Annotated in this window: 11 protein-coding genes; 1 reads left to right on the top strand and 10 read right to left on the bottom strand. The window is 29.1% G+C overall.

What is annotated here, in order from left to right:
• Window positions 1-3 precede the first annotated feature (3 nt).
• The 6 genes from B3086_RS07435 to B3086_RS07410 all read right to left on the bottom strand — a co-directional run bounded on the left by B3086_RS07435 (window position 4) and on the right by B3086_RS07410 (window position 6,953).
• Window positions 4-1,965, bottom strand: a complete 1,962-nt coding sequence (locus tag B3086_RS07435; RefSeq protein ID WP_346848169.1) for a V-type ATP synthase subunit I — start codon at window positions 1,963-1,965, stop codon at window positions 4-6.
• Window positions 1,952-2,278, bottom strand: coding sequence for an ATPase (locus B3086_RS07430; RefSeq protein WP_346848170.1), 327 nt, complete (start codon window positions 2,276-2,278; stop codon window positions 1,952-1,954). Before B3086_RS07430 ends, B3086_RS07435 begins: the two co-directional genes overlap by 14 nt.
• Window positions 2,279-2,516: 238 nt before the next feature.
• Window positions 2,517-4,235, bottom strand: coding sequence for a B12-binding domain-containing radical SAM protein (locus B3086_RS07425; protein ID WP_346848171.1), 1,719 nt, complete (start codon window positions 4,233-4,235; stop codon window positions 2,517-2,519).
• Window positions 4,236-4,240: 5 nt separating this feature from the next.
• Complete coding sequence (locus B3086_RS07420; RefSeq protein WP_150845503.1) at window positions 4,241-4,744, bottom strand: hypothetical protein; 504 nt, start codon at window positions 4,742-4,744, stop codon at window positions 4,241-4,243.
• 173 nt (window positions 4,745-4,917) lie between these two features.
• The gene (locus tag B3086_RS07415) at window positions 4,918-5,634 is read right to left on the bottom strand and encodes a zinc dependent phospholipase C family protein (RefSeq protein WP_346848172.1); all 717 of its coding nucleotides are present in this window, start codon (window positions 5,632-5,634) and stop codon (window positions 4,918-4,920) included.
• Window positions 5,635-5,768: 134 nt separating this feature from the next.
• Window positions 5,769-6,953, bottom strand: a complete 1,185-nt coding sequence (locus tag B3086_RS07410) for a hypothetical protein (RefSeq protein ID WP_346876224.1) — start codon at window positions 6,951-6,953, stop codon at window positions 5,769-5,771.
• A gap of 287 nt (window positions 6,954-7,240) precedes the next feature.
• Between B3086_RS07410 and spoVB the strand changes: the two genes are divergently transcribed.
• A complete protein-coding gene (spoVB, locus tag B3086_RS07405) occupies window positions 7,241-8,743 on the top strand; it encodes a stage V sporulation protein B (protein ID WP_346867233.1) in 1,503 nt (500 codons plus the stop codon).
• A gap of 69 nt (window positions 8,744-8,812) precedes the next feature.
• Here spoVB and B3086_RS07400 read toward each other — a convergent pair whose 3' ends face one another.
• The 4 genes from B3086_RS07400 to lepB all read right to left on the bottom strand — a co-directional run bounded on the left by B3086_RS07400 (window position 8,813) and on the right by lepB (window position 13,504).
• Window positions 8,813-10,438, bottom strand: coding sequence for a polysaccharide biosynthesis protein (locus tag B3086_RS07400; protein WP_346848175.1), 1,626 nt, complete (start codon window positions 10,436-10,438; stop codon window positions 8,813-8,815).
• Between the two features lie 12 nt (window positions 10,439-10,450).
• Window positions 10,451-11,407 carry an RluA family pseudouridine synthase gene (locus B3086_RS07395; RefSeq protein ID WP_346848176.1) on the bottom strand — a complete coding sequence of 319 codons (957 nt, stop codon included), beginning with the start codon at window positions 11,405-11,407 and terminating at the stop codon, window positions 10,451-10,453.
• A 22-nt stretch (window positions 11,408-11,429) separates the two neighbouring features.
• Complete coding sequence (locus B3086_RS07390) at window positions 11,430-12,614, bottom strand: M20 family metallopeptidase (protein WP_346880289.1); 1,185 nt, start codon at window positions 12,612-12,614, stop codon at window positions 11,430-11,432.
• Window positions 12,615-12,994: 380 nt separating this feature from the next.
• Complete coding sequence (gene lepB, locus B3086_RS07385) at window positions 12,995-13,504, bottom strand: signal peptidase I (RefSeq protein WP_346848178.1); 510 nt, start codon at window positions 13,502-13,504, stop codon at window positions 12,995-12,997.
• Window positions 13,505-13,608: the final 104 nt, after the last annotated feature.

Below are 13,608 nucleotides of genomic sequence, written 5' to 3'. Positions count from 1 at the left end.
TATCTATTTTGATATTTTAAAATATTTAGAATTATATTTTAAAGGCTCAAAGGATGTACCTCCACCTTCATAAAATTTTCCGAAATATTCAAGGTATTGTAATCTACAGGTGTGAACATAGGCACCTAATGCGTTGATAAATAAGTTAAATACATGGCCCACTACGAATATTGCTATACCAAATATAATTGTAGCCCATGAAGTTGATACCATACTTACCATAATATTAAATGCATAAGCGATAAATCCTGTTGCAAGTCCTAAAGCTGCAAGTCTAGTATAAGAAACCAAATCACCTACATAGGATGTTATTCCATATAGAGCATAGAATCCTTGGCCTAACTTACCACCTATAGAACTTTCTTGGCGTCCGTTAGTAAGTACAATTCCTACCATTCCAGCAATAGTACCATATTTTGCTATAGCAATTATTACAGCTGGAACTCCAAGAGAAGCTAAATCTACAAAAGCACTTAATGCCCAAATAATAGCACCAGTTAAGGTAATATACCATAATCCAACGTCTGCAAAGGCTCCAAAGTAATCTTTATCTCTTATTTGCATGTATGCTTTAATTCCAAGACCTACATAAATTTGAATTAGTCCCATTACTACAGAGACAATCATTAGTAATCCTACATTACTATCCGGTTTCATCCATAGAGGAGCTATCTTGATAAAATCCCCAAAATAACTACCATACATGATGCCCCAGAATATAGTAGAAATACTTAATAAGAAAAACATCTTTATAGATTTTCTCGTGTCCTCATCTAAATTAAAAGTAGTAAGTGCAATTAAAGTACCTACAAACATCACAAGGCCATATCCAGCATCTGATAGCATCATTCCAAAGAAGAATATGTAAAAAGGTGCTAACAGTGGTGTTGGATCAATCTCCTTATACTTAGGTACACTGTACATAGAAGTAATATTTTCAAAGGATTCAAAGACTTTATTGTTTTTTAATTTAACAGGTACATCGTCACCTTCTGCGGATTCTGATTCTAAATAATAATCATCACCTAAAATACTTTTCAATGTGCTTTGAAAGTCATTATGCAATTCGGAAGGATAGTATCCTTCTATAGCCACAATGTTTTTACTCTTCAGGAAATTTTCGGTAGATTTTAATCTTAATAATAAAGAACTGTAGTATTCGTAAACTACTTTATATTCTTCTAGTTTATTAACATGTTCTTTCATACCTTCTTGAATAAAATTATTTTCTGTATTTATTGATTCAATGGTTTTTTTGTACTCTTTTATAACTTCTTTAGGTACCCCATCACATTGAATATCAATCTTACTGAAACTTGAAGATTTGAGCAGTTGTTCTATATCAGCTAAGTCATCATTGTGAGCTATCACCATTATGTAGCTGTTTCTACCTATGCTGCTAATAACTTCAAAGTAGTAGTTTTTAGTTGTTTCCTCTAACTTAAGCCTTAAAGAATCTACATTCCCTTGTGGAATTTCCCCTAGTATAGCCTTAGATTTTTTTAGTACATTTATGCTTTCTACTGAGGTGTCTAAAGATTCCCATGGTTTTAGCTCTTCTATATTGGCCTTTAATTTAGTTATATAATTATGATTCATGTTTATTTTATTATCTTTTTGTTTTAGGTCACTATATACCTCATGCCAATGAGAGGTACTTGTAATCTGCTCTAACACATCATAGCTATAGCTCTTTTTTCCTTCCTTTAGGTCTTTTAGTAGTTTAGGCTTTTCACTAAATGTGCTCAAAAGCTCAATGATAAATTTTACTTTTGATAATTCACCTTCTACTTCAGAAATTTCACTGCTTGCACTATCACTTTTTAATTGATTCAATTCACTACTTTCATTTTTACTTAAATCTAGGAATTGTACATTTTGGAAGGATTGCAGTTTCTCAAGCAAAGATTTTTTTTGATTTTCAAAGGCTAAGAGCATAAATTTATTCATTTTAACTATTGCCATTGAACTTCACTATCCTCTCAATTACTAAATTAATAGCTAAATCAATCTTTTCCTTAGAAGTATTAATTATATTTTTAACTTCTTCATCCCCTTTAGCTAAGGTTGGTTGTGACTCCTCATTTCCTTTATTAAGAGCATCTTCTTTCATTTTTTTTGCTTTTTCTGTAGCATCTTCAATGATAGCATGGTACTCTTCATTGCCTTTAACTTGAGCATCACTAATTATTTGTTTGCTATTTTCTACTGCTTTATCTAATATATTCTTTGCAGTAGATTCGGCTTGTTGAATTTTACTAATTGCTTCTAGCGCCAAAATATCACCACCTTTTAAGTATTAATTATATATATAACCACTTATATTAAGTCTGCTTTCTGTACTTATGTAAACATAATAATTAAGTGGTATTGGATAACTTATAACATGGATTAGCTCAACTCTTTAAAAGATATATTAAAATCTATTATATCAGTTTTCTTAAAAAGTACAATATATCAATACAAAAAATTAATATATTGTACTTTTTAAAATAACAAAGATTTTACTTGACATTTTATTGAACTTTTAATTCACTTTCCTGTATAAATATTCTTTCCTTAACGTGATTATTTATAAAGGCAACATAATTTAGGGTTTTCTTTATTTCTCCACATTCAATAAAACTTTGTATATTATGATTGAATTTAAACACACTTATTTTATTTATATTATCTATAGAATTTTTATTCATAATGTATTCTTTTATATTTCTCTCTTCAGCTTTACTCATTTCTATTCTTAGAAAGTCAGGTATCCACTTTGTGTTATTATATGAGAAATACTCATATCTTATTATGTCTAATAATAATTCTTTCTCACCAGCTTTGATAAAGTCATTAAATTCAACAAAGAGAGAGTAATAATCTACAGATGCTATGCTGCGTCTAAAGTATCCCTTGACATCATAAAATTTAGATAGTTCATAGTAGAATTCGAATATATCTTTGAATTTATTACTTTTTTTAAAGAAATTTAATATAGTATAAAACTTACCACTATTTAAATACTTATCGACCATATGCTCAATTTTCTTTAGTATAATTAATTCATCATAACTTATATTTTTTGTTTTTAGAATTTCATAAGGTGGATAAGGTGAATAAACCATCCCCCATTTTTCACTTTCTTCCCTCATTTGAGAACCTTTTAAAAGCTTTAAAAATCCTAATTGTAACTCTTCTGGACTAATCTCATATACTTCATTAAAGGATTTTCTGAAGGAGTTAAAATCTTCACCAGGTAACCCTGCAATTAAATCTAGATGTTGCTTAATATTCTTTAGTTTATTTAGCTCTAATACTTTTTCTTTAATAGTTGAAAATTCTATAGTTCTATTAATATTTCTTAATATTTCATTATTGGTGGTTTGAACACCTACCTCAAATTGAAACATGCCACTAGGTGCTTTACTAAGTATATCTATTGATTCACTACTAAATAGATCTGCAGATACTTCAAAGTGGAAACAGGTATTCTCTCCATTTTCAATTAGATAACTCCATATAGCATTTGCAAAAGCTTTATTACAATTAAAGGTTCTATCAACAAATTTAACTAATTTAACTTTTTTATCTATAAAATATTGTAGTTCTTTTAACACTCTATCTATGTTTAAGAATCTTACTCCATGGGTAGTTGAAGATAAACAGTACTTACAATTAAAAGGACATCCTCTAGAAGCTTCATAATATACAATTTTATTTTTTAAGTCGTCATCAGTCTCATAAGGAAATACTATATTGTTCATATCCATTAATGGTCTATTACCTCCATATATAATGCCTTCCTTACTTTTGTAGTATAATCCCTTAATATTTTCACAATTATTATTATCTCCATTAACTTCAATATTTATTTTAAAATTAATTAATTCTCTATAGGTTTCTTCACCTTCTCCTTCAATTAAATATTCACCTACATTTTCTGTTAAAAACTCAATAGGATTATAAGAAGTTTCTGGGCCTCCATATATAATTTCAATATTACTGTCTATAAGCTTTATTAAAGTTGATACCTTTTTAACAAACTCAATATTCCAAATATAACAGGAAAATCCTATTATATTTGGTTTTTCATATAGTATTTCTTCAACTATTCTTTCTTCTCTATCATTTATAGAAAACTCCATAGTGTGACAATTATAATCTAAATCCTTTGTATATGCTTTTAAATATCTTACTGCTAAATTGCTGTGTATATACTTTGAATTTACTGCAACTAAAACTACTTTCATTTTTATTAACATCCTTTCTTTCTGCCCACAATCCTAAAGGTACCATTGGAAGATACTGCTTCTACAATATCAAAATAATTCTTTAGTCCGTCTATAATTTTTGATGAAGTATTATCAGTAAATAGGTTAAGTAAGTTTATTTGAAAATTCTTCATACTTTTATCAGGTAATGATACCCTTATATTTTTTTGTAATGTCTTTAATGGCTCCTTTTCCACATCCCAAATATAAACATATCCATTATTTTTCATTAATCTATATATATTATCAAAAAGCTTTAGCTTTTGTCTATGGGTTTTAATTTTATTTAAGGTAAAAAATACTATACAGCTATCATAATACCCTTCATTATCACAGGATTTAGAAGGTGCATTCTCCAAATAATTAACATCTATAAAATTATCATAATATTTATTAGCCTTATATATTATACCCTGGTTTCCATAAGTAATATCCAATACGTTACCTCTAAAAACCTCTTTTTCTAAACTTACAAATAAGCTCTCCATTTCACACCTCCATATTTTTATATTATTGATAATATTCTTTTTAATTTTGTAAATTCCTTTATTTTTACTATTGCATAAGAAAAAATAAGATTATGTTGAAAATTACAGTTATAGTACCCAAAAAAAAGAACTACCAATATATTTTCGTGGTAGTTCTTACATTATATATAGCTCTAATCTTCACTTTTAGATTCTATAATCTTTAAGGTGTTATAAAAATCAATGAGTAATCCTGCTGTTGTTGTGCAAGCTCTAAGTAATATCACATCTGCAATTTCATTAAACCGATTTTCTTTGATTCTTATACTTTCAAAGGACTTAGCGGTTTTAACAGCAAACTTTGTGTTTTCAATAACATATTTTTCAGGACTTCCATAAGTGATTATAGGATCTTTTAAAGGAATTTTATATCCATTAATAACTTTATCTATTATGAAACTTTCCAGAGGTTTATGTTTTTTCAAGTTTTTCATAGCATGAGCTGGCACTGTGGAGTCTTGTACTAAATGACAAGCAGCACCTAATAAAAATAGAGCTTTATTCATATCAGAATTTGCACCGTAAAACACAGATGCCTTATAATACTTTACACATTCTACTTTAGCATTTGAAAATCCATATAGACCGATTCCCTTCTCATGATGATAGAAATGATTAGTACTTTTCAAATCTGCATCAGCCCATTTTACACCTTTATTCAAATCTAACAAATGTTTAACAAAAAAATGATATTCATCAATATAGCCCTCCTGCTTTAATAAACGTAGAGCTTCTTTATTTATAAATTTATGGACTATACATTCAGTCTTTTTTATTCTCTTTTTTATAGGATTTGCAACTTTTATAAAGGCTGTCATAGTTCTATTATAAGTTCTTTCCATTTTCTTCATGTAATACACCTACGATTCTTTAAGAATAATAAAATAATCATTGAGATATATATTATTATACTCCAATTTAACCATATTATTTTATTATCTATTAAATTTAACGTAGTATTTATATGGAAATTATATATAGTAGCCTATTTTCTAATAGCTAAGGTAAATATAAATCCATGGTTACCATCTAATATATATAGCTCATCTTTTAAAACCTTCATATTAGATACCGTGCAATTTTCCTTTAAAGTTATTAATTTATTTGGAACACCATTTACAGCGCTACACATTATATTATTTTTATTACAATCATAAAAATATAGTTGCAAGGTATTTTGTCCATTAATTTTCCCTGTATCATCTATTGCAATCCATTTTAAACTATTTAAATCATTATGTTGATAAGCAGGTGCTGGTGGTGACATAGGATGTTTTTTTAACAATGGAGGATTTTTTATATTAGATTCACCTTGAAATCTTGGTGAATCTAGAGGATCCCCTCCAGAAAAATCTGGGAATCCATACCAATAACCTTTTTTTAGTTCATAGATATAATCACTGTCATTTTCTACTGGTCTTAATCCTCTGTTTTCATAGCCTCCTATGGTAGCAAAGATTCTACCATCAAGAGTTATATCTAGTCCCTCAATATTTCTTATTCCCCATGCATAGGTTTCAATAGCTTTGGTGTTAATATTATAAATTAGCAGAGATGAATTGCCTATGGACTCACCCTTTATAACCTCGTTGTCTTCATTAGAAGCTCCCTGTGGTACAAAGGCTCCTTTTTCATTTTTATTTAATACTATATTAAAAGGTGATATATCATAACCAGTTGGATTTTTATCTATCCATTGGTTATCACTTCCAACTACAGCTGAATTAGTTGCAGCTCCAATTGAAATAAATAAATAGTCCTTATATCCTCTTATTAAAACATTGCTATAATCTCCTTTATTAGGTATGTTTGATAAGCATTGTTCTAACTTCCCATTGTTTATATCCAAGCTGAGTATTTCATTATTAGTAAGGAAGTATAGTTTATCTCCATTACATTCAAGGGTGGTAATGTTATAGTTTTTGTCTTCAATTAAAGTATAGGGCTCTCCAGTTGATGGAATAGCCATTATTTTATTTTCAAAGGCAACATATAATCCTTTATCATTACTAGTAAAATCTATGGCATTCTTTAATCCCTTATATCTAATTTTCATCTCAACTTCTGAGTCTTTAACCCCTATATTATATATATTATTTTTATCTTTTACTATTAATAAAGAACTAATAGCTAATATTATAAGCAGAATCCATCCAATTATTTTTTTCATAGTTCCTCCATTTAAATATTATTTACACTAATATATATTTAAATATTCTTAATTAAATTACATTAAATGAAATATAAGATAAAAATATATGGTTAGAGAATAATCTTTAATCTACCTTCATAAGTATTATTATATTAAGGCATCTTCAAAAAATAANNTATACTGCGTCAACAGAACCCTTAGATAGTGCTACTATCTGCGGAACCTGTTTCCTTGTCTAACTCAAAATATACTTCTCATCTTTGATTTGTTATTTATTTTCAGATGCCTAATTGGAGGTAATAAAGATGAGTAAAGATACTTTTTATAGAGATACCTTTGTGTTAACTCTTTCTAATTTAGCCATGGGTGTATTGAGATTTATGTTTTCTATTATACTATCAAGACAGTTAGGACCAGAGGGAGTTGGACTTTATGGTTTGATAATGCCTATATATGATTTATTTTGTTGTTTAGTATGTGGAGGAATAATTGCTGCAATTTCACGAGAAACTTCTGCTTACCTGGGTACTAGTAGATTTGAAGATTTACATAAAACTGTTAATGCTTCCCTAGTTTTTATAGTACTTTGGTCAATTTTTATAGCAGGTATTATGTTTATACTTAGTCCGATAATCTGTAATTATATTATTAAAGACCCTAGAGCCATACGTTCCTTATGGATAGCTTCTCCTGCTATTGTTTTTATTGCTATATCCTGCGTATATAAAGGTTATTTCTATGGAGTAAGTCAAGTAATAACCCCTTCAGTTATAGATATATTAGAAAAAGCTGTTAGAATGGTGATATTAGTAGGAGTAATCTACTATTTATCTCTTAAAACCATCGAAAATACAGTAGCGGCAACCTATCTTTCATTTACTATTGGTGAAATAATAAGTTTCGTATTTCTATATATTTTCTATAAAAGAAGTATTAAAAAGATTCCTTATACCAATAGTGTAAGACCAGATAACAGCTTTCAATTGTTATTTAACATACTAATTATTGCTGTCCCTTTAGCTATAAATGGTTTTTTAACTACAGCGCTTCAAAGTGTATCTACACTTTTAGTACCCATAAGGTTAGTCGCTGCGGGTTTTGATCACATAGGTGCCCTTGAGATAATAGGTAAATTTAATGGTATGGCTCTTGCTATCGTGTACTTCCCATTAGTTATAGTTGTATCTTTGTCTACAGTAATAATTCCAGATATATCTAAAAAGATAAGTCAAAAGGATTTTTCTAATATAAATTCTAGAGTAAATGAAGTAATTAAAATTTGTTTTATGTTAGGGGTTTCTACAGTAATTATTTGCTATGTATGTCCTAATTTATTAGGTGAAGTATTCTTTGATAGAAGTGACTTAGGTAGCTTTATAAAGATAGCTTCCCTTGCAGCTCCATTTATGTATTGTCACTACTGTACCTATAGTATTTTAAATGGTATAGGGAAACAAAAAGTTATCCTTTTAAGCTCCATTGCTACAGCTTTGATTGAGTTAGTTCTAATATTTATACTTATAGGTATTCCTAGCATAAATATCTATGGATATGGAATTTCCTTAATTGTAACCTCTATTATAGGCCTTTTAATAAATCTGTATTATATTGGACAAGTGATAGAGCTATCTTTTCCTATTTGGGAAATATTAATCCTAGTGTTACTAACTGTTTTAGTATATTTAGTAACAACCATCATAAGTTCTATAATTCCTAATACCTTTATCATTCCTAAAATCATAACTATCATTGTAGTTGCTTTCTCCTTATTCTTTGTATCAAGTTTTTTAATACGCAAAAGTTCATAAAATAGAACCTAGGACTTAGTTTTTTAGATACTAAGTTCTAGGTTCTATTTTAAAATAAATTAATAATATTTACTTTAACTTTTTATATATTCTTCTAGGTATAAGTTTTGTAATTTTATTTGGCAGTGAATTTAAATCAGACTTTTTAACACCACCTATAGTTACTAGCACTAATCCGTAGGCTCCAGCAGATAATGCTATACTTATTAATGATGCAAATAAGTTTAATATGTAACCACTGAAAATTAATCCTAGAACTCCATTAAATATCTTATATGAGAAAAATGTTACTATCCCCATAGCTAATCCAGCTATTAAAGGTTTTATATAACAAGGAATCAAGTGTATCCTTCCATCAATAGAGTCATTTATTTGCCACTGGAATAATATAAGCATTACTAAATAACAGGCTGCATTACCCCAAATAGCTCCAAGGATTCCAAAGGAAGGCATTGCTATCAGTATATAATTCACAACAACTTTAGCCAAAATTCCAACTACAGAAAATATAGTTACTACGTTTACCTTACCCATTCCCTGTAAAATAGAAGTTTGAACTAATGTGATAGCATATAAGATTAAAACCCAAGCTCCCCATACTAATAAGGGTGATACTTCTTTATCATAGCCTAGGATTCTTAAAATAGGCATAGATAGAACTCCTAATCCCACAGCACAAGGTATAGCTATCATAAAAGTAACCCTATAGGAAGATTTAATATTAAATCTAAGACCTTTTTTATTATCTAGGGCATGGATTCTAGATATGGCAGGAACAAGAGCAATAGCTAAAGCTCCAATAATTGCCATAGGAATTGACATAAGAGTGTTGTAAAGACCTAAATATCCCCATTGAATATCAACAGTTTTCTGACTTAATCCTGTAGATAAAAGTCTAGACTTTACAATTTTTAAGTCTACTATAGTTCCTGAGTTTTGCAGTGCAGAAGCTATAGTTATTGGAAATGCATATTTTAATATGGATTTAATAATAGTTTTATTACTTAGTCTACTTACCCCTACTTTGTTCTTTTTTGGGGCGTGATTAGATCCATACATTTTATATGCTAATATAAAGTATAAAGATGCTCCAATAGCTCCAACCACTGTACCTATAGTTCCTCCAGCAGCTCCATAGGATACACCTTTTCCCATGAGTAGATAAGCAAATAATAAACTAAATATTATATTTAGAATTTGTTCGCCTACTTGGGATACTGCAGTGGTAGTCATATTTCCAATACCCTGAAAATAACCTTTGTATGCACCCATTATTGAAGTAAATAATAATGCCGGTGCAAGCCATCTAGTAGCTAATATTGATTCAGGACTATTAAAAGCCATACTTAAGGGTTTTGCCCATATAAACATAAATACGGATAGGATTAACCCTAAGATTATAAGTAAAGTCCTAGATGCTCTAAAGGTTTTTATTGCATCTTTGTAGTTTCCCTTTGCTTCAAGTTCCGATACTAACTTTGCAATGGCTACAGGTATACCCGCATTAGCTATAATGTATATATAAGAAAAAATTGTATATGTAGAATAGTATACTGACCAACCCGTTGATCCTAAAATCTGCCTAAGTAAAGGTGTATAAACTACAGATAACACCTTTACTGACATCATAGATATGGTGAGTACCATAAAGCCTTTAGCTACAGAGTGCTGAGCCCCCTCAGTTCTGTCATTCATATTACCCCTCCATTAAAACTTAAACACATCATTCTTTATCTTCTTTAATACTGGTGGTAAAGATTCTGCTATAGTTTTATTTTTCATATATTCAAGCTCCTCTGAGTTTGATTTAAATATTACTTTATATGCATATAGGAATTGAAAATCTAAACCATATCTATTTACAAAGAAGCTATTAAGCTTTTTATCTCCATATTTAGAATCTCCAACTATAGGATTTCCTAGCTCTGATAAGTGAGCTCTTAATTGATGACTTCTTCCAGTAAGTAAGTTAATTTCTATTAGGGAAAAAGTACCACAACTTTGAATAGTTTTAACCTCCATAGCAATTTCTTTACTGTTTGGAACTTCAGTCCTATATACCTTAGAAATATTTGCATCTTCATTTTTTAAGATATATCCTGTATAGGTTCCGTCCTTTATTCTTCCTTGTACTAGAGCCATATAGTATTTTTCAATACTTCTTTCTCTTATAGCTTCATTAAGAGCCTTTAGATATTTGAAATTTTTTCCGAATATAACTACCCCAGAGGTATTTCTATCCAACCTATTACATGGAGCAGGAGTAAAAGTTACTTCTTTTTCGGGTTCATAATCACCCTTATCATAGAGATAAGATAAGGCATAGTCTGTTAAAGTCGGTTCTCCATTTTTTGTATCACTATGAACTAATAAATTAGGCCATTTTTCTACCATAAGTATATTTTCATCTTCATAGGTAATTTTAAGATTATTTTCTATTCTTTCAAATTTCTTTTTTTCACCACTAGTTTTTATATATCTTATTTCTATGGTGTCTTCCTCTTCTAAAACATATTGTTCTTTTATTTTTTTACCATTTACTCTAATGTCACCTTTTCTAAATGCCTTATATATAGCGCTTAATGGTACATCCTTCAGTAACTTTCTAAGGAATTTATCGCATCTTTGACCGGCTTCATTTGAACCTATTTGTATATTATTCATATTGTCCTCCAATATTTCTTTCTTATAGTTTGTTAAGATAGTTTACAGCCATATTACAATGAACTGCTACTCCTATTTGTAGACATTCCTCATCTATATCAAATTTACTACTATGCAGAGGATATATTATTCCTTTTTCAAGGTTTCCACATCCTAATTGATAAAACATAGCTGGAACCTTAAGGGAAAAGTATGCAAAACTTTCTACACCCATAGTAGGTTCTCTTAATATTTTAACCTTATCTTTTCCTAATAGAGTTACACTATTATCATAAAATATATTATACATAGCGTCGTCATTATATAAACATGGATAACTCTCATCAATATTAATTTCACAGGTACCTCTTAAACTTTCTACCTGCATGGTTACCAATTCTTTTAATCTTTTTTTCATGTATTCCCTATCTTCTAGGTTCATAGTTCTAATTATACCAGTTATAGTAACCTTATCTGGTATAATATTGGCTGCTGTACCTCCATTTATAGTTCCTATAGTTATTACCCCTGGTGATACTGGACTAGTCTCTCTACTTACTAACAATTGTAAAGCATTTATAACCTGAGCTGCAATTACTATAGGGTCTATCCCTTTATGAGGACTTGCACCATGAGAACTTTTACCACAAATAGTAATGGTAAAAGGATTAGAAGCAGCATAAGCTACCCCTTGCTTAAGTCCAATAGTTCCAACCTCAAGACTTTCATCTACGTGACACCCAATTATTGCATCCACATGAGGAGCTTCTAATGCTCCTTCTTCTATCATAATCTTAGCTCCACCAGTAGTTTCTTCAGCGGGTTCAAAAATAAACTTTACATTTCCTTTTAACTCTTTTCTATGGTTATTTAAGAGTTTAGCTGCTCCAAGTACCATTGTCATATGAGCATCATGGCCACAGGCATGCATTTTTCCATCCATCTTAGAAATATAGCAGTGACTATTTTTTTCATGGAGAGGTAGTGCATCCATATCACACCTTATAGCTATAGTTTTTCCATTACTATTACCTGCTTCCCCATATATAGTAGCTACAACACCTGTACCTGCGCAAGAATAAAATTCTATATTCTCATTCCTCAAGAAATTTTTTATTCTATCAGAAGTTTTATATAAATCAAAATCTAACTCTGGATTTTCATGGAATTCTCTTCTTATATAAATTAATTCTTCACTTATTTGTTTAGCTTCATGGATAAAGTTCATCTGAAACCTCCTTACTGATAATTATATATTATATACAAATATACAAAAAAATAATAGACTTGAAGTCTATTTAAGAGAAGTCTTAACTATATTGTACTTCAAACCATTATATAACAGAAAAGCTTTCCTTTCAATATTATAGTCAAATATGTTTCAGCTGTGTAAAACCTCCTAGGTGATTCTTCACAATATTTGTAATCTTTCTTATAGTCTATAACTATGAATATATGTAACATTTTATATATATGTCTATAGATAATTTTCACTAGGAAACTAGTTAAATATATATCTATACTAATATTAAACTATAGAACTATTTAACTAGTTAACTAGTTGTACTCATAGTGAGGCTTTGGGGTGCATTAAGTATTTAATAAGGTTTAATTTAAGTCATTAAATATCATTTTCTTTAAATTAAATCTATAAACACTCTTACCCATAATATCATCTATTTTAATAGCTCCAATACTTCTGCTATCTAAACTATTTTCTCTATTGTCTCCCATGACAAATATAGAATCACTAGGTATTTTAATAGTCATATCAGGATATGTTTTTACACTATCATCTAAATAAGGTTCTTCAAGTAGTTCACCATTTATATATACATCACTATTCTTAATCTCGATTGATTCATTAGGCAATCCGATTACTCTCTTAATAATATTTCTGTCCTCCATTTTTATAACTACAATATCACCTCTGTCATAATCATCAGTAAATTGTTTGTATTTTTCTAATATAACCTTATCATGGTATTCATTTAATGTTGGGTACATTGATATTCCTTCTACTGTTATTACATCAATGACAAAGACTCTTATCATAATTACTAAAACAAATACAAGAAATATCTTTAGGTAATCCTTATAATCTTTTTTCATATACATATAATATATCACTCCTTATATATTATATATATTTTACTATATAGAATATATATAATATGCAAAATACATAAAATTATACAATTAACACATTAAATTACAAATGG

Source organism: Clostridium sp. UBA871 (assembly GCF_002295255.1).
GTDB lineage: Bacteria > Bacillota > Clostridia > Clostridiales > Clostridiaceae > Clostridium_J > Clostridium_J sulfidigenes.
This window is presented reverse-complemented; position numbering and strand designations above follow the sequence as displayed.